At 64.6% G+C, this 26495-nt stretch carries 28 protein-coding genes and 1 tRNA gene; 14 read left to right on the top strand and 15 right to left on the bottom strand.

Annotation, left to right across the window (positions count from 1 at the left end; translation table 11 throughout):
* Positions 1-41 precede the first annotated feature (41 nt).
* The 6 genes from ACQ5ID_RS07515 to ACQ5ID_RS07540 all read right to left on the bottom strand — a co-directional run bounded on the left by ACQ5ID_RS07515 (position 42) and on the right by ACQ5ID_RS07540 (position 5023).
* Positions 42-299: a DUF1150 family protein gene (locus ACQ5ID_RS07515; RefSeq protein WP_371392795.1), complete on the bottom strand. Its 258-nt coding sequence runs from the start codon at positions 297-299 to the stop codon at positions 42-44.
* A 148-nt stretch (positions 300-447) separates the two neighbouring features.
* Complete coding sequence (locus ACQ5ID_RS07520; RefSeq protein ID WP_429911834.1) at positions 448-2283, bottom strand: LVIVD repeat-containing protein; 1836 nt, start codon at positions 2281-2283, stop codon at positions 448-450.
* A 38-nt stretch (positions 2284-2321) separates the two neighbouring features.
* Positions 2322-3071 (bottom strand): DUF305 domain-containing protein, encoded by a 750-nt coding sequence (locus ACQ5ID_RS07525; RefSeq protein ID WP_429911835.1) that lies wholly within the window; start codon positions 3069-3071, stop codon positions 2322-2324.
* A 101-nt stretch (positions 3072-3172) separates the two neighbouring features.
* Positions 3173-4180 carry an SDR family oxidoreductase gene (locus tag ACQ5ID_RS07530; protein WP_429911836.1) on the bottom strand — a complete coding sequence of 336 codons (1008 nt, stop codon included), beginning with the start codon at positions 4178-4180 and terminating at the stop codon, positions 3173-3175.
* Positions 4181-4315: 135 nt separating this feature from the next.
* Positions 4316-4391 (bottom strand) — tRNA-Ala (locus ACQ5ID_RS07535).
* 119 nt (positions 4392-4510) lie between these two features.
* The gene (locus ACQ5ID_RS07540) at positions 4511-5023 is read right to left on the bottom strand and encodes a TIGR02300 family protein (protein ID WP_429911837.1); all 513 of its coding nucleotides are present in this window, start codon (positions 5021-5023) and stop codon (positions 4511-4513) included.
* Positions 5024-5138: 115 nt separating this feature from the next.
* Here ACQ5ID_RS07540 and aroA point away from each other — a divergent pair, with 115 nt between their 5' ends.
* The 6 genes from aroA to ACQ5ID_RS07570 all read left to right on the top strand — a co-directional run bounded on the left by aroA (position 5139) and on the right by ACQ5ID_RS07570 (position 11174).
* Positions 5139-6470 carry a 3-phosphoshikimate 1-carboxyvinyltransferase gene (gene aroA / locus ACQ5ID_RS07545; protein ID WP_429911838.1) on the top strand — a complete coding sequence of 444 codons (1332 nt, stop codon included), beginning with the start codon at positions 5139-5141 and terminating at the stop codon, positions 6468-6470.
* 83 nt (positions 6471-6553) lie between these two features.
* Positions 6554-7765 carry a tryptophan synthase subunit beta gene (trpB, locus tag ACQ5ID_RS07550; RefSeq protein ID WP_429911839.1) on the top strand — a complete coding sequence of 404 codons (1212 nt, stop codon included), beginning with the start codon at positions 6554-6556 and terminating at the stop codon, positions 7763-7765.
* Complete coding sequence (trpA, locus tag ACQ5ID_RS07555) at positions 7765-8559, top strand: tryptophan synthase subunit alpha (RefSeq protein ID WP_429911840.1); 795 nt, start codon at positions 7765-7767, stop codon at positions 8557-8559. The genes trpB and trpA overlap by 1 nt, the downstream gene beginning before the upstream one ends.
* 30 nt (positions 8560-8589) lie before the next feature.
* The gene (gene accD / locus ACQ5ID_RS07560; protein ID WP_429911841.1) at positions 8590-9468 is read left to right on the top strand and encodes an acetyl-CoA carboxylase, carboxyltransferase subunit beta; all 879 of its coding nucleotides are present in this window, start codon (positions 8590-8592) and stop codon (positions 9466-9468) included.
* Positions 9469-9472: 4 nt separating this feature from the next.
* Positions 9473-10780, top strand: coding sequence for a bifunctional folylpolyglutamate synthase/dihydrofolate synthase (locus ACQ5ID_RS07565; RefSeq protein WP_429911842.1), 1308 nt, complete (start codon positions 9473-9475; stop codon positions 10778-10780).
* Between the two features lie 91 nt (positions 10781-10871).
* The gene (locus ACQ5ID_RS07570; RefSeq protein ID WP_429911843.1) at positions 10872-11174 is read left to right on the top strand and encodes a DUF2061 domain-containing protein; all 303 of its coding nucleotides are present in this window, start codon (positions 10872-10874) and stop codon (positions 11172-11174) included.
* Here ACQ5ID_RS07570 and ACQ5ID_RS07575 read toward each other — a convergent pair.
* Both ACQ5ID_RS07575 and ACQ5ID_RS07580 read right to left on the bottom strand, forming a co-directional pair.
* On the bottom strand, positions 11147-11635 hold the full coding sequence (locus ACQ5ID_RS07575; protein ID WP_429911844.1) for a thermonuclease family protein: 489 nt from the start codon (positions 11633-11635) through the stop codon (positions 11147-11149). The two genes, ACQ5ID_RS07570 and ACQ5ID_RS07575, sit on opposite strands and share 28 nt — an antisense overlap.
* 94 nt (positions 11636-11729) lie before the next feature.
* Positions 11730-11927: a DUF1674 domain-containing protein gene (locus ACQ5ID_RS07580; RefSeq protein WP_429911845.1), complete on the bottom strand. Its 198-nt coding sequence runs from the start codon at positions 11925-11927 to the stop codon at positions 11730-11732.
* 65 nt (positions 11928-11992) lie between these two features.
* Here ACQ5ID_RS07580 and htpX point away from each other — a divergent pair, with 65 nt between their 5' ends.
* Positions 11993-12949, top strand: a complete 957-nt coding sequence (gene htpX, locus ACQ5ID_RS07585; protein WP_429911846.1) for a zinc metalloprotease HtpX — start codon at positions 11993-11995, stop codon at positions 12947-12949.
* A 176-nt stretch (positions 12950-13125) separates the two neighbouring features.
* On the opposite strand, the gene ACQ5ID_RS07590 is transcribed toward htpX, so the two are convergent.
* Positions 13126-13695 carry a hypothetical protein gene (locus tag ACQ5ID_RS07590; protein ID WP_429911847.1) on the bottom strand — a complete coding sequence of 190 codons (570 nt, stop codon included), beginning with the start codon at positions 13693-13695 and terminating at the stop codon, positions 13126-13128.
* Between the two features lie 276 nt (positions 13696-13971).
* Here ACQ5ID_RS07590 and ACQ5ID_RS07595 point away from each other — a divergent pair, with 276 nt between their 5' ends.
* Both ACQ5ID_RS07595 and ACQ5ID_RS07600 read left to right on the top strand, forming a co-directional pair.
* Entirely contained in the window at positions 13972-14289 is a 318-nt protein-coding gene (locus ACQ5ID_RS07595; RefSeq protein WP_429911848.1) for a hypothetical protein, read from the top strand.
* The gene (locus tag ACQ5ID_RS07600) at positions 14286-15746 is read left to right on the top strand and encodes a methyl-accepting chemotaxis protein (protein ID WP_429911849.1); all 1461 of its coding nucleotides are present in this window, start codon (positions 14286-14288) and stop codon (positions 15744-15746) included. The genes ACQ5ID_RS07595 and ACQ5ID_RS07600 overlap by 4 nt, the downstream gene beginning before the upstream one ends.
* Here ACQ5ID_RS07600 and ACQ5ID_RS07605 read toward each other — a convergent pair.
* The 5 genes from ACQ5ID_RS07605 to ACQ5ID_RS07625 all read right to left on the bottom strand — a co-directional run bounded on the left by ACQ5ID_RS07605 (position 15743) and on the right by ACQ5ID_RS07625 (position 19375).
* Positions 15743-16228, bottom strand: coding sequence for a hypothetical protein (locus ACQ5ID_RS07605; protein ID WP_429911850.1), 486 nt, complete (start codon positions 16226-16228; stop codon positions 15743-15745). The genes ACQ5ID_RS07600 and ACQ5ID_RS07605 overlap by 4 nt on opposite strands.
* A gap of 88 nt (positions 16229-16316) precedes the next feature.
* Positions 16317-17504: an SO2930 family diheme c-type cytochrome gene (locus ACQ5ID_RS07610; RefSeq protein WP_429911851.1), complete on the bottom strand. Its 1188-nt coding sequence runs from the start codon at positions 17502-17504 to the stop codon at positions 16317-16319.
* A gap of 9 nt (positions 17505-17513) precedes the next feature.
* A complete protein-coding gene (locus ACQ5ID_RS07615) occupies positions 17514-18755 on the bottom strand; it encodes a parallel beta-helix domain-containing protein (protein WP_429911852.1) in 1242 nt (413 codons plus the stop codon).
* A gap of 129 nt (positions 18756-18884) precedes the next feature.
* The gene (locus tag ACQ5ID_RS07620; protein ID WP_429911853.1) at positions 18885-19121 is read right to left on the bottom strand and encodes a hypothetical protein; all 237 of its coding nucleotides are present in this window, start codon (positions 19119-19121) and stop codon (positions 18885-18887) included.
* Between the two features lie 35 nt (positions 19122-19156).
* A complete protein-coding gene (locus ACQ5ID_RS07625) occupies positions 19157-19375 on the bottom strand; it encodes a hypothetical protein (protein WP_429911854.1) in 219 nt (72 codons plus the stop codon).
* A gap of 149 nt (positions 19376-19524) precedes the next feature.
* Between ACQ5ID_RS07625 and ACQ5ID_RS07630 the strand changes: the two genes are divergently transcribed.
* The 4 genes from ACQ5ID_RS07630 (at position 19525) to ACQ5ID_RS07645 (ending at position 25121) form a co-directional block, all read left to right on the top strand.
* Positions 19525-21528, top strand: a complete 2004-nt coding sequence (locus tag ACQ5ID_RS07630; protein ID WP_429911855.1) for a transglycosylase domain-containing protein — start codon at positions 19525-19527, stop codon at positions 21526-21528.
* A gap of 71 nt (positions 21529-21599) precedes the next feature.
* On the top strand, positions 21600-23144 hold the full coding sequence (locus tag ACQ5ID_RS07635; RefSeq protein WP_429911856.1) for a hypothetical protein: 1545 nt from the start codon (positions 21600-21602) through the stop codon (positions 23142-23144).
* A gap of 9 nt (positions 23145-23153) precedes the next feature.
* Entirely contained in the window at positions 23154-23972 is an 819-nt protein-coding gene (locus ACQ5ID_RS07640; protein ID WP_429911857.1) for a PfkB family carbohydrate kinase, read from the top strand.
* A 15-nt stretch (positions 23973-23987) separates the two neighbouring features.
* Positions 23988-25121, top strand: coding sequence for a serine hydrolase domain-containing protein (locus ACQ5ID_RS07645; RefSeq protein ID WP_429911858.1), 1134 nt, complete (start codon positions 23988-23990; stop codon positions 25119-25121).
* 130 nt (positions 25122-25251) lie between these two features.
* On the opposite strand, the gene ACQ5ID_RS07650 is transcribed toward ACQ5ID_RS07645, so the two are convergent.
* The gene (locus tag ACQ5ID_RS07650; protein ID WP_429911859.1) at positions 25252-25791 is read right to left on the bottom strand and encodes an NUDIX domain-containing protein; all 540 of its coding nucleotides are present in this window, start codon (positions 25789-25791) and stop codon (positions 25252-25254) included.
* A gap of 128 nt (positions 25792-25919) precedes the next feature.
* Here ACQ5ID_RS07650 and ACQ5ID_RS07655 point away from each other — a divergent pair, with 128 nt between their 5' ends.
* Entirely contained in the window at positions 25920-26444 is a 525-nt protein-coding gene (locus ACQ5ID_RS07655) for a MarR family winged helix-turn-helix transcriptional regulator (protein ID WP_429911860.1), read from the top strand.
* Positions 26445-26495 lie beyond the last annotated feature (51 nt).

Genomic DNA, 26495 nt, shown 5'->3' on the forward strand with positions numbered 1-26495 from the left:
CCGGGGGGAGGGACTGACTGACACGCTTTTCGTTGCACGTGCTAGTGCACGCTAACCGGGGCCGCACCATGCCAGCGCGCGGCGGCAAAAGCCGCATCGCGGTCGGCAAACAGGCCGACACGGCGCCCGTCTTCATCATGGATAGCGTATAACTGCTGATCGGGTTCCAGCGTCACGCCATCAATTTCAATCGCGCCGCCCGGCATCACCTGCTCGAACACGTCTGCAGCGGCAATCTCGCGCACATAAACGGTCGCAGGCACACCGGTTTCACTTTGTTCAAACTCTTCAGGAGCCATGTCGTGGACCTCCTCTTCAACGCCCTCGAAAATAGAAATGGGGGGTGGGAAGCGCCGGTTCAAGGGGATGGATTGCAGTGCGCCTTGCCCATGAAAAAGCCCCGCCAGCTTTCGCCAGCGGGGCCAGTTCAGTCGATGAGCGGCAGAGCTAGCGCGCTACGCGGGTGAACAGGGCCGCCAGCTCGGACAGGCGCACGGCATCCCGTCCCTCGGCCTCGGCAGCAGCGTTGTTCAGGAGCCGGATCGAGCCAACAAGCCCGCGCGCATTGCGCTGCGGATTGGCTTCCCAGCGCGTGATGGCATCGCCGACACGTGTGGCCAGCCCCGCATCAATGGCTTCATTGCGTTCCAGCTGGATGAGGTAGGAACGGGCCACATCGGGTGTGTCTTCCCACACGATACGCGTCTGGGTCTGCGGGTTCACTTCACGCTCGATCACCGCCTCGGCGGCGGCCAGCTCCGCCTCGGAGAGATGCTCGTTTGCCTCAAGGCGCAACACATCCAGTCCGCGCGCGATCTCGCTGGCGTAGATGCGGCCATTATACCAGTAGGACGACCAGTAGCCGGCAACGATCAGATTGTCCGGATCCACCGGACCCCGGTCAAAGTAAGCGATCTCGAAGGGGTTTTGCGGATCGGTGAAATCCATCACCGAGATACCGCCCTGATACCAGGACTGCACCATGATATCGCGGCCCGGCACCGGCACCAGCGAGCCATTATGCGCCACGCAGTTCTCGCTCGCGCCTTGCGTGGAGGGCAGTTTGTAGAAGGTCTGCCCGCGCAGCACATTGCCTTCGATCGTGGCGATCAGATTGGCACCCCAATTGGCCGGGTCTTCCGCGCGGCAGCGCGCCGCCGTGCCGCCGCCCCACTCATCGGTGAAGACTACGACATCGCCTGCATTGTTGAAGGTGGCCGAGTGCCAGTAGGCCATGTCCGGGTCGAAAAGCTCGGCTATGCGCGACGGATTGGCCGGGTCGGTGATGTCCAGCAATATGCCGTTACCGCTGCACGCGCCGCCGGCAATGCCCAGCTCGGGATAGACCGTGATGTCGTGGCAGTGATTGGTCTGGGCTGTGCGCTGGCTGGCAATGCCCAGCTGGCCGCCCTGCCAGAGGCCGGCAATCTCGCCGGTCTCGCGGTCGGCAAAAATGCGCGGGCTGTCGATCAGCTCGGCCGTTTCCGGCGCATCCAGCGGCACGCGGATAATGTCGATGGAATAGAGCGAGGTTTCCGGGTTCTCGCCCGGCTGCCCGTCAGAGCAGAACTCCAGCTCATCGCCGGAGCGCACAGGCTGGGTGCCTGAATTATAGACATAGAGGACGTTCTCATCGTTCGGATCGGGCAGCAGGGTATGCGTGTGCGAGCCGCGGCAGGTCTGCACGGCAGCGATCTGGCGCGGCGCGGTGATGTCGGAAATGTCAAAAACGCGGATGCCCCGGAAACGGTCCGGATTGACCTCGCCTTCAGCGGCCTCAGAGCCGCAATCGAGCCGCGCCCGGTTATGCTCCACCGACAGGAAGAGCAGATCGCCATAGACCGACACATCGCCCTGACCGCCCGGACACACGACCGCCGTCACCAGCTCAGGCGCATCCCCGGCCACGTTGTAGATCAGGAAGCCGTGATAATTGCCCATGATGACGTGATCGCCCTGGAAGGCAAAGTCTGTATTGGCCAGAGCCAGTGGCGTGAAGGCAGGCGGGGCGGCTTCCTCGCCGCGCTCCTCGGCCTCACGCGCTGCCTGCATCGCGGCCATGAACTGCGCGGGCGCAAACAGGGCGCGCTCGTCAAAGAAGGCGTCGATGGGCGGAACATTGTGCTCCAGCACCATGTTCCAGCTGGCGCTTTCCGCATCGAAAAGCCCGCCTGCCAGATGGGAGCGTTCATCCTCGCCCACCGTGTTCACCTGGGCCTGCGCCGTACCCAGAGCCAGCGACAGGACACCAAGCGCGGCAGTGCATCTCAGCAAGTGTTTCATCGTGAAGTTTCCCCGATTTGCGCAAGCTTTCCTTGCGTCTAGTGATGGTGATGATGGTGGTGGCCGTGCGGCTCTGCCTCGTGCTCTTCGGCGGGTGGCAGATCACGCAGCAGGTTCTGCATGCGCAAAATCTCGGCCATCTGGTCGGCCACGATATGGCCGGTGAAGTCCGACATGATGATGTCCTCGGCGGCGCCTGGATGTTCCAGAAGCTCGTCGACCATGATCAGCGCGCCCTCATGGTGATGGATCATGCCTTCCAGGAACAGCCGGTCAAACTCCGCCCCTTCAGCGGCGGCGAGCGCGCGCATCTGGTTGACGGACAGCATGCCGGTCATCAGGGGAATATCATCAGGATCATCAGACGCGTGATGGGCGTGATGGGCGTGATGGGCGTGGTGGGCGTGGTGGTGGTCATGCCCGCCAGCCACGTGATGTTCGTGCAGATCATCGGCTTCCAGCGTCTCGCCGCGCCGCATCAGCCAGTCGCGCATCAGGGCAATCTCATCGTCCTGCGACCGCGCAATGCGCCCGCCTATGGCGATGATGGACGGGTTGGACGTGCGCCCCTCGATCAGCGCGACCATGTCCACCGCCTGCTGGTGATGGACGATCATGTGCTGCATGAAGCGCGTATCGGCGGGTGTGTGGCGCGTCTGGCTGAGCGCGCGTGAACGTTCCACGCTGATCTCGCGCGTCGGCTCTCCGGGCGCGCCGGGCTGCAATATGGGCGGACCATCCGCCGCAATGACCATCGCCAGTGCCAGTAAGGTGCTGACAGCTATCAATTAATTCCCCGGGTTCTTGTGACCATTGGCCTGAACCCTAGCCTCAGGCAGGCTGGGGGCAAGTCGCAAACGCGTGATCGGGTGCGATTGACCGGTACTGCTCAGCGTTCCAGCACGTCGCGCACCCACGGCCCGTAGGGCGAAGCGCCCAGCATGGCCAGCTGGGTCTCGCGGCTGACCTCGTTGATGCCCAGCTGGGGCCGGGCATCGGGGTGCAGGGCCACGCGCAGGGGCCTTGTCCCGCCAGGGCTGGCAATCAGCTGGGCAATGGCATCGGGTATATCCATCGGGTCGGTGCTGCCGCCCCCGCCGCCTGCGCCCATGCCCGCGATCAGCTCCGGATAGGCCGCCAGCCGCTCTTCCGGTGTACGCTCCAGCAGTGCAGTTGTCAGGACGCTGGCATTATTCCAGATCTGCGTCGGATAGCCGCCCGGCTGGATGATGGTCACGTCGATGCCCTGCGGTGCCAGCTCATAGGCCATCGCCTCGCTCATGGCTTCCAATGCAAACTTGACCGGAGAGTAATGCCCCAGGCCCGGCACGATCACCCGGCCGAGCTGTGAGGATATCTGCACGATCAGGCCGCTGCCCGCCGCGCGCATGGCCGGCAGGACGGCCCGCGCCATGCGGTGAGGGCCAAACGTATTGGTCTCGAAAATGAGGCGCGTCGCCTCCATGTCCTGCAGCTCTACCGGACCGGCGAGCGCGATCCCGGCATTATTCACCAGCACATCCAGCGTGCCGCCCGTCGCCTCCAGCACTTCCGCCACGCCGCGCGCCACACTGTCATCAGAGGTGACATCAATCTCCACCACCTCGATGGCGAGACCCTCTGCCTCTGCCAGAGCTGTCAGCTCATCGGCTTCGGCGCGGGGCAGGTTGCGCATCGAGGCGAACACCCGCGCGCCAAGCCGCGCATAATGCTCGGCGCCAAGCCGCCCGAAGCCCGACGATGATCCGGTGATCAGGATGGTCTTGCCTTCAAGAGAAGGCTCGGAACCCAACGCCTTGCCCAGCGCTGCAGAACTTGCTCCGGCGGCGCTCACCGCCGCTGCTGCCACCGCCGTGCCGCCAAGCAGGTTGCGCCTGCTGATACCCTGTCTGGCCATATCTGGCTTCCCCCGATGATCTGTCCGGCCACGAGGATAGGCGAAACAGGCGGGAAGACAATCAGATCAGCAAAGAAGCATAGGCCGGAAAACAAAAACCCCGCCTGCATCGCGCAGGCGGGGTCTTCGGTGTGATGGTGGAGCCAGGCGGAATCGAACCGCCGACCTCTTGAATGCCATTCAAGCGCTCTCCCAACTGAGCTATGGCCCCGGTATCTCGTTACGCGCCGGGTTGGGACCCGCCGGATTTGGAGCGCGGAAACTAGTCAGCTTGCGCGCCCCGATCAAGTGGCAAACGCAATCGCCACCCCGGTGTCCTGCAGCACCCGCTTACGGGGTATCGTCATCATCGTCTTCGACGCCGATATCGGCGTCAAACGCATCATCCTCATCATCATCTAGCAGGATGCCGTCATCCTCGTCTTCGTCGTCGAGATCAGCCTCTTCGTCGGAAAAACCGTCCAGATCGTCATCGACGGGGGCCTTCTTGCCCTTCACCGGAGCGACATCGTCGTCCTCGTCCTCGTCATCACCCAGATCGATGGGTTCTTCGTCAAGCTCCGGCGCGTCATCATCCGCGTCGTCATCATCATCGTCATCGCTGTCGGCAGCATCATCTGCCGCTTCCAGCTCCTCATCATCCTCCAGCGCGGCGTCTTCCTTGTCGTCATCGTCCTTCGGCTTGGGTGCCTTGCGGGCAGGCTTCACCAGTATCTCGGCAAAGAACGAGACCGGGTATTCCTTGCCGGTGAACGGCGAGACAATCGGGTCTTTGCCAAGGTCATAGAATTTCTTGCCGGTTTCCGGGCAGATTCGCTTGACGCCAAGGTCTGGTTTGGGCACGGGACTGGATCCTTCAGCGCTGGATTGGTCTTTGAGGCGGCGCGCCTGTTGCCACGTCTGCGCCGCGCTGTCAAAACCCGATTTTCAGCCCGTTACAAGCCCGAAAGTCAAACCCATGGTTTCCAACGATAAAGCCGGTCCGCGCACAGCGCGCCAGGGCAGCGCGATTGAAGGCCGGCGCGCGGCATCGCCCGACAAGTCGATCTCGCACCGGGCCATCATGCTGGCGGGCATGGCAAGCGGAACCAGCCAGATCGAGGGTCTGCTGGAAAGCGCGGATGTGCTGGCAACCGCCGGGGCCGTACGCGCGCTGGGGGCCAGTGTCGAGCGTACAGGGGACGGGCATTGGCAGGTAACAGGCGCGCCGCAATGGCGCTCGCCTGAGACCGATCTCGATCTGGGCAATTCCGGCACCGGCGTGCGCCTGCTGATGGGCGCGGCGGCGCGCTTTGACCTGACGGCCCGCTTTACCGGCGATGAGAGCCTGTCCTCAAGGCCCATGGAGCGCGTGCTGGCACCCTTGCGCCTGATGGGCGTCACCGCCAGCGCAGCCGACGGCGGACACCTGCCGGTCACGCTTACCGGCTCTGCCCGGCTCAACGCGATCACCTACACCCCACCCGTGGCCTCCGCACAGATCAAGAGTGCCGTCCTGCTGGCGGGCCTAGGGGCGGAGGGCGAGACGGTGGTCATCGAGCCGGAGGCCACACGCGCCCATACCGAGACGCTGGCGCCCCTGTTTGGCGCAGACATGTCCATGGAGCGTGACGGGCCGGGCCTCATCGCGCGCGTGCGCGGCGGCAAGGCGCTGCACAGCGCCAATGTGCATGTGCCGGGCGATCCCTCCTCTGCCGCCTTCCCGCTGGCGGCCGGGCTGGTGGCCGGCACCGGCCCTGTCAGTGTGACAGGCGTGATGACCAGTCCGGCCCGTTTCGGCCTCTACGAGGTGCTGAAAATGATGGGCGCGGACATGACCCTTACCCCCGCCGGCACCCGCGCGGGCGAGGCACTGGCCGACATCAGTGTGCGGCCGGGCAAGCTGAAGGGCGTCGAGGTGCCGCCCGAAATCGCGCCCTCCATGATTGACGAATACCCGATCCTGTCTGTCATCGCGGCATTCGCAGAGGGCGTGACGCACATGACGGGCCTCGCCGAGCTGCGCGCCAAGGAAAGCGACCGGCTGGCCGCCTCTGCCGCGCTGCTTGCCGCCAATGGCGTGAAGGTGGAGCTGGGCGAGGACAGCCTGACCGTACATGGCATGGGCCCCGGCGGCGTGCCGGGCGGCGGTCTGGTCAAGACGCTGCACGATCACCGCCTCGCCATGGCGGGGCTGGTGCTGGGCCTTGGCGCGAAAGAGCCCGTGACGGTTGATGATGTGGCCATGATCGCGACCTCCTATCCGGGCTTTTTTGACGACATGGCCGCGCTTGGCGCGGACATAGCCTGAACAGGGCCGCACTCACCGCTTCCCTCCCCTGTCCTGACGCTCTAGATCAGGCCCTCATACCTTCCCAGCCCGTGATTGATCTGATGACCCAGCCCAACGCCTTTTCCCACTATCCCGATGCCAACGGCCTCTTTGGCGAGTATGGCGGGCGCTTTGTCGCCGAGACGCTGATGCCCAACGTGCTGGCGCTGGAAAAGGCCTATGCGAAGTGGAAGGACGATCCGGCGTTTGTGAAGGAGTTGGAGGATTTCGCGCGCGATTTCGTCGGCCGTCCGAGCCCGCTCTATTTCGCCGAGCGCCTGACCGAAGAGTTTGGCGGGGCGCAAGTGTGGTTCAAGCGCGACGAGCTCAACCATACCGGCGCGCACAAGATCAATAACTGCCTGGGCCAGGTGCTGCTCGCCCGCCTGATGGGGAAGACCCGCATCATCGCAGAAACCGGCGCAGGCCAGCATGGCGTGGCAACCGCCACCGTGGCCGCCCGCTTCGGCTTGCCCTGCGAGGTCTATATGGGCGCCACCGACGTGGAGCGTCAGAAGCCCAACGTGTTCCGCATGAAGCTCCTCGGCGCGAAGGTCCACGCCGTCACATCAGGGCGCGGCACGCTCAAAGACGCGATGAACGAGGCGCTGCGCGACTGGGTCACCAATCCCGACGACACCTTCTACGTGATCGGCACGGTGGCTGGCCCCCACCCCTATCCGGCCATGGTGCGTGACTTCCAGAGCGTGATCGGCCGCGAGGCGCGCGCGCAGATGCTCGAGCGCATTGGCCGCCTGCCGGACGCGGCCGTCGCCTGCATTGGCGGCGGCTCCAACGCGATGGGGCTGTTCTATCCCTTCCTGGAAGATGAAGCTGTGCGCCTGATCGGTGTCGAGGCCGCCGGCAAGGGCGTTGATACGCCAGACCACGCCGCCAGCCTCAATGGCGGCAAGCCGGGCATTCTTCATGGCAACCGTACTTATCTCTTGCAGGACGAGGACGGCCAGATCGTGGAGGGCCACTCCATCTCTGCCGGTCTCGACTATCCCGGTATCGGGCCGGAACACGCCTTCCTGCACGATGTGGGGCGCGCCGAATACCGCCACGCCACCGATGCCGAGGCGCTGGACATGTTCCAGCTCTGCTCCAAGCTTGAAGGCATCATTCCGGCGCTGGAACCCGCCCACGCGCTCGCCCGTGTGCGCGACCTCGCAAAGGAACTCGGCCCGGACGGCGTGATCCTGATGAATATGTGCGGGCGCGGTGACAAGGACGTGTTCTCGGTCGCGGGTGCGCTGGGGGTGGAGCTGTAATGATGACACGCCTTTCCGACACGTTTGCGCGCCTGAAATCTGACGGGCAGGCCGGGTTCGTCGCCTATGTGATGGCCGGTGATCCTGATGCCGCCACAACGCTGAAAGTCATGCATGGCCTCGCCGAGGCCGGGGCCGATGTGATCGAGCTCGGCGCGCCGTTTACCGATCCGATGGCCGATGGCCCGCCCATCCAGCGTGCGGCGTTGCGCGCGCTCGACAGCGGCATGACGCTTCGCGGCGTGCTGCAGCTGATCGCGGAGTTCAGGAAGACCAATGCGGCGACGCCCGTTGTCATCATGGGCTATGCCAACCCCTTCCATGCTTTTGGCTATCAGGCGTTCGTGGACGCGGCGAGCGCTGCCGGAGCCGACGGCGTGATCTGCGTTGACCTGCCGCCGGAAGAGGACGCGCCGCTTCGCGAGCCGATGGAGCGGGCAGGGCTCTCACTCATCCGCCTCGCCACCCCCACCACCGACCATGACCGCCTGCCGCAAGTGGTGAAGAACACATCCGGCTTTGTCTATTACGTTTCCACCACAGGGGTCACAGGCGCAGGCATCGGCCAGACCGCGGTGGTTTCAGGGGCGGTGGACCGTGTGCGCAAGGCGTCCGGCTTACCCGTAGCCGTGGGCTTTGGCGTGAAGACGGCGGAACGCGCCGCAGAGATCGCGAAAGTCGCCGATGCGGTCGTCGTCGGCTCGGCGATTGTGGACGCGCTGGCGGACACAGGGGTAGAAGGCGCGGTCAAACTGGCCAAAGAACTGGCCTCCGCCACCCATAATGCGCGATAATCGCACCAACAGGCAGCCTGGGACAATCATATGAACTGGCTTTCCAAGCTTACCCCTCCGGGTGTTACGCGCATGTTCGACAAGCGCGACACGCCGGAAAATCTCTGGATGAAATGCCCGGTCTCGGGCGAGATGGTGTTCCACAAGGATCTCGAAGCGGCCCTGCACGTCACGCCGGCAGGCCATCATGTGCGCATCGGGCCGGACGTGCGCCTGCGCTACACGTTCGACGCCACATGGGAGGAGATCGCGCTTCCCGAAGTGGCGAAAGACCCGCTGAAATTCCGCGACGACAAGCCCTATGCCTCGCGCCTCGCCGCCGCCCGCAAGAAGACGGGCCGCGAAGACGCGATGGTGATCGCTGTCGGGCGCATTCAGGGCATTGAGACGACCGTTCTGGTGCAGGACTTCTCCTTCATGGGCGGGTCGCTGGGCATGGCGGCGGGCGAATCCTTCCTCAAAGCCGCCGAGACCGCAGTCGAGCGCCGCACGCCTCTGGTCGTGTTCACGGCTGCGGGCGGTGCGCGCATGCAGGAGGGCTGCCTCTCCCTGATGCAGATGCCGCGCACGACCATCGGCGTGGAAATGCTGCGTGAAGCCAAGCTGCCTTACGTGGTGGTGCTGACCGACCCCACGACAGGCGGGGTCACCGCCTCCTACGCCATGCTGGGCGATGTGCACCTGGCCGAACCCGGCGCATTGATCGGCTTTGCCGGACAGCGCGTGATCGAGCAGACCATCCGCGAAAAACTGCCCGAAGGCTTCCAGCGCGCCGAATACCTGCTGGAAAAAGGCATGGTGGACCGCGTCGTCCACCGCCGCGACCTGCCGCGCGTGCTGGGCAATGTGCTGCGTACGCTGATGAAGCGCCCGCCCGCCAGCGCCAACGTGCCTGCGCCCGCCGCCTGATCCGATGAGCATAGCTGACGCGCTGGCCCGGCTTGCCAATCTGCATCCGGCCAGCATGGATCTGTCGCTGGACCGGCTAACGCGCCTGCTGGAAACGCTGGGCAAGCCGCAAGACCGCCTGCCCCCCACCATCCATATCGCCGGGACCAATGGCAAAGGCTCCAGCGCGGCCTTCCTGAAAGCCATCTGCGAGGCCGCGGGCGAGCGCGTGCATGTCTACACCTCGCCCCATCTGGTGCGTTTCAATGAGCGTATCGTGCTGGCGGGCAAAGAGGTGGAGGACGCCCCTCTGCTGGCGGCGCTGGAGCGGGTAGAGCTGGCCAACGGGGGCCAGCCGCTCACCTTCTTTGAGGCGACCACAGCCGCCGCCTTCCTCCTGTTCAGCGAGACGCAAGCAGACCGTCTGATACTGGAAGTGGGGCTTGGCGGACGGCTGGACGCCACCAATGTCATCGACAATCCCGCCATCACCCTCATCACGCCAGTCAGCTTCGACCATCAGGCATATCTGGGTGATACTCTGGAGAAGATCGCTGGCGAAAAGGCCGGTATCCTCAAGCGCGGCGTGCCGTGCGTGGTGGGGCCACAAGTCCCTGAGGCATTGATGGCAATCGAGCGCGCCGCCATGCGCCTGAGCGCGCCGCTGACCCTCCATGAGCGCGATTACCGCGCCTATGTGGAGCATGACCGGCTGGTCTATGAGGAAGAGAACCTCGTCTGGGATTTGCCGCTGCCCGGCCTTTTCGGATCACACCAGACCGCCAATGCTGCCGGCGCCATCGCGATTGCCCGCAAGCTCGGCCTGTCTGAGGAGGCTGTACGCGAAGGCCTGCCAAAGGCACGCTGGCGCGCGCGCATGCAGCGCCTGACCAGCGGTCCGCTCGCCGATATAGCCAGAGCCGGCGAGGCCGAGTTGTGGCTGGATGGCGGGCATAACCCGGCCGCCGGCGAGGTGCTGGCTCAAGCCATGGGCGAGCTGGAATCGCGCGAAGAGCGCTCGCTGGTGCTGATCTGCGGCTTTTCCGCCGGGCGGGATGCACAAAGCTTCCTCAAACCGTTTGCGGGGCTCGCCAGTCTTGTCATCACCGTGTCCGGCTTTGCCGCGCGTGAAGGCGCGATGAGCGCGCAGGAGGCCGCCGAAGCCGCGCGCAAGGCGGGCCACATGGTGCAGACCAGTGCGGGCCTGATCGAAGCGCTGACCGATGCCTGCCATCTGGTGGAGCGTCCGCGCGTGGTCATTTGCGGCTCGCTTTATCTGGCTGGCCATGCCTTGAGTCTGGGCGGCGATGCGCCCCTCGTCACGCCGGGCTGAGTGGCCATCAAATGGCTTCGATAGAAACTATCCATTGTGCGCGGCGTTATTAAGGCCATATCCTGCCTCTTGTCGCGCAAGGAAACGGGCCATGGCCGAATTTTTCAGAATGCTCCTGCACCGGCCTGACCGAATGGAGGATGGTCGTCCGTCCGCGCCCGGCTTCCTTGCCCTGTTCCGCCCCTCGCGCAATACGGCCAAGGCCGTCACCTACGCCATCATGCACCTTGTCGTGGCCATGTCGGTTGCCTTCGCGCTGACCTGGAACTGGCGCGCCGCGCTCGCCATCGGCCTGATTGAACCGGCCGTGCAGACGGTGGCCTATTATTTCCATGAGAAGGCGTGGGCGAAGGCAGAGAAGAAGCGTCAGGAACGGCTCGCCGAAGCCTCCTGAGCGCTCTCAAGCGAGGATTCAAGCGAGGGGCACCAGCCGCCGCGCGCATTGTAGGGCGTGGCAAGGCCCGCCTCCAGCAGCACAGCCCCAAGATCGCGCCCGTCAGGCAGTTCCATCGCGGCAATCACCCGCCCGGCAAAACTGCCAAGCCTTATATCGCGGATGGAAACACGCGCCTCCTGCTGACCCTCCGGTGCCAGCAGGGCTTCGACAAACGCCTTCGCCCTGTGCCCGGCCTCGCGCTCTTCCTCGCAGGCCACACGGCGGATTTCCGGCGCGTCCACATCGGCCAGCCGCACACGCGTCTCCACGCTATGGCCCGGCCAGATAAAGGCACGCACCTCCACCGTATCCCCGTCTATCACGCGCAGAACCTGCGCCTCGACAGGGCCGGGAATGACCCGTTGGGCCGCCGCCATGGGCGCGATCAGCATGCTTAACAATACGATAATAATCCGCATTTTGCGATTATATCGGAATATATTCCTGCGCCAACGAGGAGGTGCAGCAGGAGCGGCTCTATCTCAGGGTCCTGCAACCCCCGCACCCAAACCTTCAAAAATCGTGGGTGATGCCGTTCTTTTCCCAGTCCCCATAGCGGGTGGGTTCAGGCCCTTTACGCCCGCCCAGCTCTTCAGGCAGGGGGGCAGCGCCGTCCGCCGCCTTGCGGCGTGCCTCGGCTTCGGCAAGCGCGCGTTTTGCCGCCTCGCTGAGCGGTTTTTCAGATCTGTCTTGCGGGGCGGGCGGGTTCATACCAGATATCTAGGAACAAACAGGCCGCAAGGCCAATCCTCCCCGCATGTCACGAGGCAATTGCGATGACATTCAACACGCTGCGTACCTTCATGCTGCTAGCGGCTCTCACCGCGCTGTTCATCGGCGTGGGCTATCTCATTGGCGGGCCCGGCGGCGCAGCCATCGCCTTCTTCATTGCTGCCGCGATGAACGTGTTTGCCTGGTGGAATTCCGACAAGATGGTGCTGCGCATGCATGGCGCGCGCGAGATCACGCCCGATGAGCGTGACCTAAACCTTCGCCGCTATGCGCAGGACACTATCGCGCTGGCCGACCGGGCAGGCATGCCGCGCCCGCGCGTCTATGTGATCGACACGCCCCAGCCCAACGCCTTTGCCACCGGGCGCGACCCGAACAATGCCGCCGTAGCCGCCACGACCGGGTTGCTTTCCCGTCTGACGCGCGAGGAAGTGGCCGGCGTGATGGCCCATGAGCTCGCCCATGTGAAAAACCGCGACACGCTGACCATGACGGTCACCGCAACGCTCGCGGGGGCCATCGGCTTTCTGGCCAATTTTGCGCTGTTCTTCGGGGGCAATCGCGGGCCCGGCGGGCTGATCGGCGCGATAGCGCTGGCCATCTTTGCGCCCATGGCCGCCGGACTTGTGCAGATGGCGATATCGCGCTCACGCGAGTACGAGGCCGACCGGGTGGGCGCAGAGATTGCCGGCAATCCGATGTCGCTCGCCGCTGCGCTGGAAAAGATCGAGCGCGGCGCACGCGCCACGCTGAACCCGGCTGCCGAGCGCAATCCGGCAACCGCGCACATGTTCATCATCAATCCGCTGAACGGTCAGGGCGCAGACAATCTGTTCTCCACCCACCCTTCGACCGCCAACCGCATAGCCCGCCTGCGCCAGATGGCCGGTGCCGGACGATATCCCGGCGGTCCATGGGGCGAGGAAGGGCCGTGGTCGCGCGGACCGGGCGGACAGGACACCACCGGCGGATCAGCCGGTCATGGCGGCCCGTGGGGGTAAGGTCCCTGTGCTGACAAACGCAAAGAGCCGCTCATCTGAGCGGCTCTTCGTCCAGGGGGAAGCGGCGGGACGCACTTCCTCACCCTGAAGTGCCTGGCCCTCCGCCAGTCCGCCTCCGGGGATTGGGCGGGGAGGAGACGGGTGGCGGAGGGCAGGCCGGTGTCAGGAGCTAATCCCTATTTCCAGGGATCGCTCTCGTCACCGTCTTCTTCAAGCGCGTCGGCTTGCTCTTCATTGAGCTCATCGGTGATGTCGTCTTCGTCCGCATCGCGGTCATAGTCGACATCATCGCGGTCAAAGGCGGCGTCCGGGACGCTGTAGGCGTCGTCCGCATGCTCATCGCGCTCTTCGTCACCGTACTCATCCTTGTCGTCATGCTCGTCGAGCGACTTGTTGAGCGACGGGCCGTACGGATCAGCGGGAACTTCTTCCAGATCGACCGGATCTTCATCGGCCATCGGATCGTCCTGCAGCGGATCGTCCGTCATCGGGTCCGAGAAGGGGTCGGGTTGAGCATCGCCCTGCGTGGCAACGCGCCATGCGGCGTACTCGTCTTCATCCAGACCGCCATCCAGATCCACATCATACAGCGTGAATTCGGCTTCAGTGGTGGCCGGGTCGATCGCCTGCAGCTCTTCAAGGCTTACGCGGCCATCACCATCGGTATCGGCTTCCTCAAACGGAACCGCGAGAGCCATGCCGGCCAGCGCGAGAGCCGAAACGCCAGAAATCAGAAACGTCTTCATGTCTGTCATTCCTCTGTTGCGCCGGTCCATCGAAGCGGGGGAAGCGGGGGCAGACCGGCCAGACATGGGATCAATGCGATCGCCATCTGAATCGTTCCCGATCGCGATGCAGAAAAAATGCAGCTCGCCTTTCAGCGCGCCCGCCCGGCTAACAGTTTGTTAGCCAGAACAGGGAAATACGATGGCTTGGAGTTAGCGTGGAACGCGAATGCGCGCGGGCCGCAACCGGGGCATGATCCCTTGACCAGGCGTCACAGGAATAGAGCAGGCTGGATAATGGCGGCGACGCTGGCATTGGTATGCCTGACGCCGCCCGCCCTCATGCTGGCCCCGCCTTCCAGCGGTGCCATGCTGGCGGTCTACGCGCCGGGAACCTCGTCAAGTCAGGCGCTTGTCGCGGCCTCTTCGGCAGGCGCGCTGGCTGCCGAGCCGATTGGCACCGGCTTGTTCGTCAGAGCCCAGATGCCCGCCCCGCCGGACCGGCAAAGCGGCGCAGCAGCTCTGCGTGCGCGCGGTGCCATCCTCGTTATTGCCCCCATATCCGGCTGGACCTGTACGCCCGGCCTGCCCGTATCCAGGGAGATCAGCCAATGACCCGTATTGATGCCGTGAGGGACCAGTCCCAACGCGTACTGCTTGTCGTGCTGGCGATATTCACACTGGTGTATGGGCTCAGCGCTGCCTTCTTTGCCCCGGACAAGCTGGTGGCGGGCACCCTTTTTCTGGCGATTGTAGCGGCCGGCGCGTTTGCCGCCTGGCGCAGTGCCCCCCAGTCGGTCTCGACCCGGATCACGATTGCATCGGGCCTGATCGCCTTCCCGGCGGCGTTGACCTGGATGGCGTCAGGCACCGCCCTGCAGCTGGACATGCACATGATATTCTTCGCCGTGCTGGCCGCTGCAACGCTGCTATGCGACTGGCGCGCGGTGCTCGCCGCAGCGGCTGTAACCGCCGTCCATCACCTCGTCCTGAACTTCGCCCTGCCCTTCGCCGTGTTTCCCGATGGTGCCAATTTCAGCCGCGTCCTGCTGCACGCCGCCGTCGTGATCGTCCAGACCGGAGCGCTTGTCTGGCTCTGTCATCGCATCACCAGCGCGCTGGACAATGCCGGTATCGCCATTGCAGAGGCTGAAGCCGCCAATATCCAGGCGCGCCAGCTTGCCGAAGCAGACCGTGAGCGTTCACAGGAAATCGAGGCCAGCCGCGAAGCGGTAAACATGCTGGCCAGCGGATTTGAGCGCTCTGTCGCCGACGTACTGCGCGAGCTGCGCAACGTGTCTGGTGAAATGGACCAGCTCGCCGCCGAGCTGCGCGATGATGCCGGTTCGACGCGGCAGGGCGCACGCGATGCGGCCGGAAAATCGGCAGAAACATCCGCTCATTTTGAGGCGGTCGCCGCCGCTGCGCAGGAACTTGCAGCCTCCATCGGCGAAGTGTCGCGGATCATGGAGAATGCAGACACCGTATCGGCAAGGGCAACAGACGAGGCGGCCAGAGCCAGCACCTCCATGCGCGAACTGGACAGGGCAGGGCGCGAGGTGGAGACCATCGCCGGACTGGTGGCCGACATTGCCGAGCAGACCAATCTTCTGGCGCTGAATGCCACCATCGAGGCCGCGCGCGCAGGCGAGGCGGGTAAAGGGTTCGCGGTTGTGGCCAGCGAAGTAAAGGCGCTGGCCGAACAGACCTCGAAGGCCACAGCCGATATCCGCGCGCGCGTCGAGGCGATCAGCGAAGCCTCCAGCGGTGCTGGCGAAGCCCTGTCGCGTATCGCGCAGATCATCGAGGAAGTACGCACGACCTCGGCCAGCGCGCGCGGGGCATTTGGCGAACAATCTGGCGCGACCAGCGAGATTGCCCAGCTGGCAGAACGCGCTGCAGCCTCCACGAGCGGGATAAACGAGCGTATCGACGGCGTGAACGCAGCGGCTGAACGCACGCACGATGCGGCAGACAGGTTTACGGGCTCATCCAGGGCACTGGGTCAGGCCGCAGAGCACCTCGATGCCGAACTGTCTGGCTTTCGCAACGCCCTGCGCGAGGCGTCCTAGCCGACCGGAACCGGCGTCTGGAAGGTCGAGGTGCAGGCATCGGTCAGGCGCCACTGCCCGTCAATCAGGCGGAAATGACAGCGTGCGTGATCGCGCGCCGGCATACCCAGATTGGCCGAGCCTGTCCCTTGCGGGTTAAGCGTCTGGAAACGCCCGTCGGGGAAGACATAGGAAATCCGCTCGCTCGACGACACTCTCTCCTCAAGCACGCACAAGGGCGGCTGCATCAGCACGGTGCGCACCGAATGATCGCCCATGCGCTGGCCGAATATCTGGTTGCGCAGCGCCGGATCCTCACTGCGCAGGCGCGCGGCCAGCGCAGCGCTCTCGGGCGGAAGACTGTCGGCCAGCCCGGCCGCATGCCCGGCAACGATCTGGCCAAACGCGGCGCGTTCAGCGGCGTCCGCCTCCCGGCAGGTTGTTGTGGCGCAGGCGCTGACGGCAAGACCGCAAAGAGCGGTTACAAGGGCAAGGCGTTTCATGGCGCAGATCAACTCCGTTCATTTGTTACCGGAGACAATGCCTTACCCGGCAGTCTTCGCCAAGCGCGCCGTAGCATGGCCCTGCCAGTCAGCACCCGCCCGCCATCGCATCGATCCAGCGCGCAACCAGTGCCAGCCCTTCACTGTGGGCCACGCTGCGTCCCAGCTCCGGCATCATGGCATCGGGCCGCGTCGTTTCCATACGGAAAGTGAAGATGGAGGCGTCGCTGTCGCCCGGCACAATGGAATAGAGCCGGTTGCCCGTGCCGCGCCCGGCAGCAATCGGCGGCTTGCATACACCAAAGGCCGGTCCTGTCATTTCTGATGGCTCCAGATAGAGCCCTGAGGTGCGCGCATGGCCGGTGCGCGAATGACAATGCGCGCAATTGATATCGATATAGGCCCGTGCGGCGGCGTCCAGCGCCATGCCCGAAAGCGTGGTCTCGCCGTGCCAGACCGCGCTGCGCGGGGCGGCATCGCGCTCTTCCGGCCCTCCAGCGAGAAGCCCGGCCTCGCGCCAGAAGGCGAGCTGGTTCTGCTCACCGTGCGCGTAAGGGTAGTTGCCATTAAGGTGACGCGCGCGCGGACCAATGGGGCGCAGCTGCGCGTCCGCGGCATTGGTGATGTGGCACTGTGCGCACTGGTTCACGTCCGGGATCTGGTAGTTGAGGGCCTGCGAACGCCCGCCGGCAGCAATCAGGGTCAGGTCCACAAACGCGCCGGTACGGGCAAGGCGCGTGGAGCGCTGATCCTCATTCCAGGCGTAGGGAATGGCCGCCCAGCCCGCCTCCCGGCGCACCAGAATGCGCGTCTCGATCACCCGCACGGCAGACAGATCCAGCGCGCGCCCGTCAAAATGCACGTTGGGATCAAGGTCGAGCGCCACCTCGTCAAAGCCTTCTCCACCGCGCGGATAGTAGAAGGTCTTGGTGATGACGGTGCCAACGGGAAACTCGAACGCCTCCTCATCATGCCAGACGGCAGGCTCGGCCCCTTCTGGCAGCCAGACCGTGCGCAGCTTCGCCGCATAGTCGGAAAACAGCGCCGTATTGAGACCATAGGGTACAACCCCCTCGGCCAGCACCAGACGCTCCCCCTCGATGCGGAACTGGCCCCATTCCTCCAGCGTGGCGGGATTGCCGCTGGCGTGGAAGGCCGTGGCGGTCTCCCACGCGGCGATGTCAGCCGGAGAGGCAGGTGCACCTGCCTCTCCGGCATCATTTCCGCACGCGGCAAGCACGAAGCCTGCCGCCAGCAAGGTGAGGATGTGCTTCATCGGGCCAGCCTAGAAGGGCAGTTCTACCGCTGCACGCGGCTCGTGGCTGCAATCATGCTCTGCCGTCGCGATGCGCGGATTACCATACCCGCCAGGACCATCGGCATTGAGCACCTCAGCGCCCGAAACGCAGATACGCAGATCATCCGGCAGCGCGCCATCGACCATCTTGGCTTCGTCCACATACCCGTCCCAGAGCACGTCCGGAATACGGCCCGTCGGGCCGAACAGGGCAATGCGCAGGGCCTGCAGATCCATCCCGTCCGGATTGTTCCCGCCGCCCTCAAACGTGTTCCCATGGATGTGGATGCGCTCAGGATAGGGATCGAAATCGCTCTCCACGCCCAGCTCGGAGAAGCCGGCCGAGTGCAGCGAGGAGATGATCACATTGGCCGTGCGGTTGCGCGACACGCGATTATTGAAAATCTCCACATCATCATTGGAGTTGACGAGAATGCCCGTACCGGCGGGAACGCTCGCCACCGGCGTGCCGTCATGGCCGAAATTGCGGGTATTGTTCTCATAGACATCATTGTCGAACACGCGCGTCCCATGACCGGGGCGGGGCAGGTTCGGCATGTTGAAGACCAGAATCCCGCCCGTATTATTGGTCGCCACATTGCCGTACACGTCCGCGTCCATCGAGTTTTCGATCTCGATACCGGCCACATTGTATTCGGCGCGGTTATTGCGCACGACGATATTGTCCGACTGGCCGACATAAATGCCCGCGTCCGATGCGCCAATCGCCACCGATTCCTCGATCAGCACATTGCGCGTCAGCACCGGATAGATGCCGTAGGCGCCGTTATCGGTGGAGACGCCCCTGGTCCACTCGGTGCGCACCCGGCGGATGATGACATTCTCTCCGCCCGTAACCTTCAGCGCATCACCGATCGTGTCCTCGATAGCGAGGTCTTCAATGGTGAAATTGTTGGAGCCCGTCACCAGAAGCCCCTCAGAGCCTGCGCGCTGCTCGGCGAAGGAGAGGATTGTCTCGTCCATGCCCGCGCCGCGGATCGTCACGCCATCGACATTGGCCAGTGAAAGCCCGCGCTCGATGACGAACACGCCAGCCGGTATCTCGATCACGCTGCCGGGCGCAGCGTCCAGCAGCGCCTCCAACAGCACGTTCTGGTATTCACGGTCGGCATCTGAAACATCGCGTGTCTGGCCGGTCTGCTGGCCACAAGCCTGCAACACTGCCAGCGCAGAAAAAGCCGCCAGTCCGGCGCGCCAGATAGCTCTCATCGGATAGTCCTCCCCAGGCATGGTATCGATACGCGTGTTTCCGCGTTTCACTGAGTGATCAGTTTGCGAGTTTATTTCAGCAAAGGAAAGGGGTGTTTGCCGCGCACCTGTCCCGGCGCACCAGAAACGCTAGTTCCACCAGCCAAAGACAAGCCCGCGAATGCTCTCAAAGCTCCACAGACCTGCCAGCATGCCGGCAAGCGCGATCAGGAATATCCAGATGCGATAGCGCCGGGTCAGCCGCCAGACACCGCGAACCGCAATGACGCTGGCGCGCCATCCGGCAATGCGCACCGGCAGGCCAATGACGAGGCTGGCCACTAGGGCGACAGCAAATATCTGTATTTCATAAGGAATTTCCGCCATAACCTTCTTTTCCTCAAAAAGGCAGGCGGCGTTTCCTAGTTTTGTCCGCCTGACGGGTTGATCCGGTCGTCACGCATGATGCCGCCCCCGCCGCCGGGGTCGGACGGTGCGCAATAGGGCCAGCTGCCGGTATTCTGCCCGCGCTCCGGGCAGACAGTTTCGCCCGGCACATTGGCGCAGGCCGCCAGCATGAAAAGCGTCGTAGCAAAGCCCGCAAGCAGGGCTGAGCGCCGTAGGCGTGGCGTCAAGGACATGTGTTCAACGGGCTCCCTCTGGCTGGGCTGATGATCACCCCTGCCCGGCTGGCTGGCAAGGCGTTTTGCATCAGCTTTCAGGGTTCACGGCGCCTTAACGCTGTTGGCGTTAGCTGGTGGCTGTTCAATCAAGGCAATACGAAACACCCGTGACCCGCACCTCCATCCGCGTTCCCGTCGGTACACACAAGCGCCGCCCGAAGGGCTGGATGCTGCTGGCGCGTGCGCTGACGGCGCTGGCCACCGTCACAATCCTGCTGGGCACCATGTATCTGGTCAGTCTTGCGCGCGATCTGCCTGACACCTCCTCGCTGGCGGCAGCGCCCACCGGCACCGCCATGACGTTTCTGGACCGGCATGGCCGGGTCATCGCCCGGCGTGGGGACAGTTCCGGCACGACGATAAGCGCCGATGCCCTGCCCCATCACCTCGTCGACGCGGTGCTGGCCGTGGAAGACCGGCGCTTCTATCACCATTTCGGCATTGACCTGATCGGCACCACACGCGCCGCACTGGCAAACCTGCGCGCCGGGCGCGTCGTGCAGGGCGGCTCGACCATTACCCAGCAGCTGGCGAAGAACCTCTTTCTGACGCCAGACCGCACTTTCCGGCGCAAGGCGCAGGAAATGATGCTCGCCTTCTGGCTGGAAACGCGTTTCACCAAGGACGAGATTCTCGCCCTCTATCTGAACCGGGTCTATTTCGGGGCCGGAGCCTGGGGCGCCGAAAACGCCTCGCGCCGCTATTTCGGGCGCGGCCCGCATGAGCTGGATATCGGCGAGGCAGCGCTGCTGGCGGGCCTGCTGAAAGCCCCGTCGCGCTACTCCCCGGCCAATGACACCACACGCGCGGCGGTGCGCGCCACCGTTGTTCTGGACCTGATGCTGGCCACCGGCCGGATCACCGAAGAGGAAAGGCTGGCCGCCGCCTCTGCGCCGATCCGTGTCTCGCGCGGTTCCTCCAGCCCCGGCGCGGGCTGGTTTGCCGATTTTGCCGCCAGCGAGGCGCGCACCCTGCTCGCCCTGCATGCGCCCGCGTGGGAGGGCGATGTGGTGGTACGCACCACGCTTGATATCGAGGTGCAGCGCGCCGCTGACAGCGCCCTGACGCGCGGTCTTGCCGATCCGGACATCGCACGCGGGGCCGCCAACGGGGCCATTATCGCGCTCGACGCGGCAGGCGCGGTCGCCGCCATGAGCGGCGGAACCGACTATGCCCGCTCGCCCTTCAACCGGGCCGTATCAGCGCGCCGCCAGCCGGGTTCGGCCTTCAAACCCTTCATCTACGCATCCGCATTCGAGGCCGGGTGGTCTCCGGCTGATCACATGATGGACGAGCCGGTCAGCTATGGCAGCTGGTCCCCGGCCAATTGGGAAAACCGCTATGAGGGCGAGATGACGCTGGAGCGCGCCTTTGCCCGCTCGTCCAACTCCATCGCGGTCCAGCTCGCCGAAGCCACCGGGCGCGCCTACACGCTGCGCCTCGCCCGCCGGATGGGCATTGAAAGCCCGATGGAGAACACACATTCGCTGTCTCTGGGTGCCTATGAGGTGACGCCGCTGGAGCTGGCGCGCGCCTATGTGCCGTTCATGAATGGCGGGCGGGCAGTGGAAACTCACGCCGTGATCCGGCTCGAAACCCCTTCAGGCGAAGTTCTCTGGACGCGCGAAACCGGGCCTGGCCCCATCGTTCTGGCCGACCGGGTCGTGCGCGAGATGGACCAGCTCTTTGCCGCCACAGTGCGCTATGGCACAGGCCGCTCGGCGGCTGTTCAGGGCCGTGAAGTGCGCGGCAAGACCGGCACCACCAATGGTTTCCGCGATGCCTGGTTTGCCGGCTGGGCCGATGGCCTCGTCACCGTGGTCTGGACCGGCAATGATTCCAACGCGCCCACCGATGCCGGATCAGGCGGCACCGGCCCGGCGCGCATTTTCGCCTCCATGGTCGCCGCCGCGCCGGTGATCGCCCTGCCGGACGACATGCCCGCCACCCCGGCCACTGACCCGGACAGGCTGGCGCGCCTATTAAGCGCGCTTGAGGATGAAAACCTTGTCAGCACGGCCTACGAGGAACCCCCTCCCCCTGCGCCGCCCGCCAGCGAGCCGGCCGAGGATCCGATTGCCGGACTGCTGGCGCGCCTGCCACGGGACTGAGCGGCTAGCTCTGACGCTATTGAGGCACTAGGCTGGCGCCTTACCCCGCTGCCAGCCTGAAAGCCCTTGCCATGTCCGTATTGCGCGCCCTGACCGTCCTGCTTGCGTCCGCCCTGCTGCTTGCCGCCTGCGGCGACGGGAATGAGGGACGCGAGCCGCCTGCAACCCGCGTCACCTCCGATGACGCCGCCGAGGCTGCGCGCGTGCTGGGACTGGAAGAGCCGGGCCGGGCGGACTGGGAGAACCGCGAGTTTGCCAATGGCGTCTTCCGCTTTGAGAACTTCACCCTGCTGCTGGCGCAAGTGGAGACAGAAGGCGGGGAAGACGAAGAAGACACGCTGGTAGAGAGCCGGCTGAACGCGGAGATCATGGAGATTGCCGCCCCGCGCCTTGAAGAGGATGTGGTCCGCTTTGACCGGCTGACGCTGGAAAACGCCGTGCTGACGGACCTTGAAGGCGGTGAAACCCGCTTTGAGCGCCTCGTCATCGACCGGCCCGGCCCGGCCCTCTCACGCTCCATCGCGGCCTCCTTCACCGGCGAGACAGATGATCTGCCTGATCTGGCCGCCAACCTCGCCGCTTACAGCTTCCGGGAAATGTCCCTGGCGGGCCTGTCGGTGTCCCTCCCGGAGGGAGACGGCACGCTGCAGGCCGCAAATGTTAGCTTGCGCGGTCTGGACGAGACCGGGCTGGAACTGGCGCGCGTGGAAAGCATCAGCTTTGACGGCCCCGCCACGCGCTTCGAGATTGAAAGGGTTGAAATGGAGGGGGTAGGCGCGCGCTTCCTCGCCTCCCTGTTTGATGACGAGGCCGCGTCGCTGCTCCAGACTGCCATTTCCGGCAACCCCGCCGATTACTACCGCAACCTCTCCGTGACGGGCCTGTCGGGCGTGGCGAGCGGCGTGGTCTATGAGATGGACAGCTTTACTGCGCAGGTGACACCCGAAGGCGAGCGCCTGCGCACGACGGGCTCCATGCCGGCTTTGCGCCTTTCCGCCGAGCGCGGCAGCGATCCGGGCGAACATGTCCACAACGTGCTGGGCTTCCTCGGCTATGAGGAGGTGGTGCTGCGTTTCGAGACCGATACGATCTACGATCCCGCGACCGACACGCTTCAGACGCAGAACAATAACCGCTTTGTCTGGGAAGACGGGCTGACGCTCTCCGCACAACAGCAGATTTCCGGCGTACAAGCCTATGGCGATGCCGTGGCGGCGATGCGCGCAGCCGGGACAACAGACCCCGACATGCTGGCCGCCTATGAGAACCAGCTGCGCCTGCACCGGCTGGAAATCCGCCTGGAAGACCATTCCCTGCTGGACCGCAGCTTTTCCGCTTATGCAATGATGAGCGGTGTCACCCCGGCGCAGATGCGCGTGCAGGCTTCCGCCCTGATCGCGCTTGGCCTGTCGGCGCTGCCAGCTGAAATCCCCCGGCCCTTCATCAATGCGATATCCCGCCCCTTGTCCGACTTTGTGCGCGATGGCGGCACGCTGGTCATCACGCTGGATCCGCCAGAGCCGGTGCCGCTGCCTGCGCTGGTCAGCCCCTCGGGCGAGTTTGACATTGACCGGCTGGGCCTGGCGGTGAACGTGGAACGGCCCGGACAGGAATAAGTCAGCCCCTTGGACCGCAGCATCATCATTTTAAGCTCGCTGGTGGCGGGCAGCCGGGTGGGCGGCGGCGTCGGTGCCGCCGTGCTGACGCGCGCAGGATACACGCCTGAGCACGTGCCTACAGTCATTTTCGGCCGCCACCCCGGCCTTGGCGCGCCGGGCGGCGGAGCGGTGCCAGACGGCGTGTTCCAAGGCGCGCTCGACGGCCTGCTGGCCCATGGCGCTCACTCCCGCGCACGCGCCATTCTGACCGGCTATTTTGCCAGCGCGGAGCAGGTGCGCGCGGCCGCCGTCTTTATCCAGGCTGCCAAAACGGCAAACCCTGACATCTTCGTACTGGTGGACCCGATCTGCGGCGATGGCATCGCCGACGGCACGGCAGACGGGCTCTACGTGAGGCGCGAAACGGCAGAGGCGATTGCCGCGCGGCTGGTCCCGCTGGCAGACCTCATCACCCCCAACGCGTTCGAGCTCGCCTTCCTGACAGGACGGCCCGTGACGGATACAGCCTCGGCCAGAAGCGCCGCAAACACGCTCGCAAGACCCGTCCTCGTCACCTCCGTGCCGGAGGGAGCAGACCGGCTGGCGGTCCTGCTGACAGACGGCCGGACAAGCTGCTCTGCCGCCGTTGAGCGGCTGGAGGGCGTGCCACACGGCACAGGCGATCTGCTGGCCGCGCTGGCGCTGGTGGCGCGTCTGGAAGGCGAGACCGGCAGCGAACTTTGCCAGCACGTCACAGAAGTCTGCGAACGGGTGATCCGCGCCAGCCTCGAAGCCCGCAGCCACGACCTGCTGCTCGGCGCGCTTGAACACGCGAAGCCTTCATAAGAAAGACCTTGCCCCATGAGCATCACGATACACGGACATGTCGCGCCCGGCTTTGAAGCCGTCGCCGACGCCATGCGCGACAGTTTCGAGGCCGGCGAGGAGATCGGCGCAGCCTTCGCCCTTTACGAAAAGGGTGAAAAGCGCGTCGATATCTGGGCCGGCCATGCCGACCGCGCGCGAACGAAGGACTGGCAGGAGGACACCCTCATCCCGGTTTTCTCCACCGGCAAGGCGATCAGCGCGATTGTGGCCGCCTATGCCGTCGACCAAGGCTGGCTCTCCTACGATACAAAACTGGCCGATCTCTGGCCGGAATTTGCCGCGAACGGCAAAGAGGCGGTCAGTTTCGGCGATGCGCTCTCCCATCAGGCGGGGCTGCCGGGCTTCACTGAAGCGATGGAGCCGTCGGACTGGTTCAACCGCGAACTGATCGAGGCGCGCCTTGCTGCCATGGCGCCGATGTGGCCGCTGGGAGAGGGCAGCGGCTATCACCCGATCACGTTCGGCTTCCTCGCCGATGCCGCCATCCGCCGCGCTGACCCAAAGGGCCGCACGATTGGCGGCCTGCTTCGCGAGGTCATCGCAGGCCCGCGCGGCATTGATGTCCATATCGGCCTGCCCGAAGCGGAACATGCCCGCGCGGGCGAGCACGTGCTGCCGCCCCGCCCGCCGCATCTGGGCAAGATGAACGCCGAAAAACAGGCCGCTTTCCTCAAAGCCTGGTCTTCCCCCGGACGCCGGGGCGCAGCTGAGTGGCGCTCGGCTGAATTTCCCGCCGCCAACACGCACGCCACCGCCAGAGGCCTGGCCGAGCTGATGGGCGTGTTCGCCAACAAGGGGGCATTACGCGCTGAGCGCCTGTTGAGCGAGACCGTCACTGCCGAGGCGATGGAAATCCGCGTGGCGGGAGAAGATCGCGTCCTGCCCTTCGACATCGCGTTCGGGGCAGGCGTGAATGTGAACAGGGATTCCGGCTGGTTCGGGCCTGAACCCCGCGCGGTCGGCCATTACGGCTTTGGCGGTTCGTGCACCTTTGCCGACCCGGCAACGGGCCTCTCCGGCGCCTATGTGATGAACCGGCAGATGGACGTGCTGGCGGGTGATCCGCGCGCGATAAGGCTTATTGAAGCGGCGTATCAGGGGCTTTGAGAATTATTCCGTCGCTGTCATCACCCGCTTCATGCGGGTGAGCCATGCCTGCAACGCCGCCGCTGGCATTTGCTTTTCAGGCATGGGTTCCCCGGATGGCTTACGCCACCGGGGAATGACACCTCGCACCCTAATACGGCGTTATCCCCTTGGCCTGTGTACGCATTTCCGGCGCGACGCCGCTCTTGCCCTGCCGGGCGAGATAATCATCGACCGCCCAGCCCACGGACGGAAAAGCGAGCTCGTCCTCCGGCAGATCATCGAGCGCGAAGAAGCGCACCTCCAGACTCTCCGGGCCGGGCCTGATATCCGGCTCGACAAGCCGCGCGCGGAAGAAGATCTGCACCTGTGAAATCCGCGGGACGGAATAGACACCGATCAGGTCTTCAATGGCGATGACGGCAAATGCCTCCTCATACGCCTCGCGTTTTGCGGCCTCCTCAACACTCTCGCCCTGCTCCATGAAGCCCGCAGGCAGCGTCCAGAAGCCGGAGCGCGGTTCAATCGCCCGGCGGCACATCAATATCTCCCCGGCCGCGTTGAAGACCACCGATCCAGCGACGATTTTCGGGTTCACATAATCAACAAATCCGCATGTGGAGCAGACATTGCGGGTGCGGTTATCGCCTTCAGGAACAGTGCGTTCGAACTTGACGGGCTGGTCGGGCATGATGCTGCGCTGGCCTCCTTGCCGATGGCAGGTCCGGCTCTCTTCCGTATCAGGACGGAACTGACATTGAACCGTGACATTTCGCGTGTAGTCTACCCAAAGCTCAGTCATCGGATGAAGAGGGCATTATGGGTGACAAGGCAGAATTCGACCTGACCGCCTCGCCAGGTCAGCTCCTCCACCGTGCACAGCAATTTGCTGCCGAGCGCTTCTCGGCCGCTACGGGCGGGGTGGAAATCACCCAGCGCCAGTTCGCGGTTTTGAGCGCGCTCAAAGAAGCGGATGGCCAGACACAGACCCAGCTGGTCCAGCGCACCGGGATTGACCGTTCCACGCTGGCAGAGCTGGTCAGCCGCATGGCCACGCGCGGTCTTGTGGCGCGCGAGAAAGCCCCCGGCGATGCGCGAGCCAATGCGGTGAAACTGACCGATGAGGGCCGCGCCCTGCATCAGACGGCGGTTGATGGCGCGAAAGCCGCTGACGAGGCAATCCTGTCTGTCCTGGCCAAGAACAAGCGTGCCAATTTTGTTGACGCGCTGGTGCGCATTTCGCGCGCGCTGGACCCGGACGCCGATCCCAAGGCCAAGGACAAGGCGGCCAAGAAGGACGGCAAGGACAAAGACAAGAAGAAAAAGAAGAAAAAGAAGAAGTAGACCCGGAGCATTTCCAGCAAAAGTGGACACCGGTTTTGCGGTTCGGAAAAG

It is taken from the genome of Glycocaulis sp., assembly GCF_050485565.1.
Taxonomy (GTDB): Bacteria; Pseudomonadota; Alphaproteobacteria; order Caulobacterales; family Maricaulaceae; genus Glycocaulis.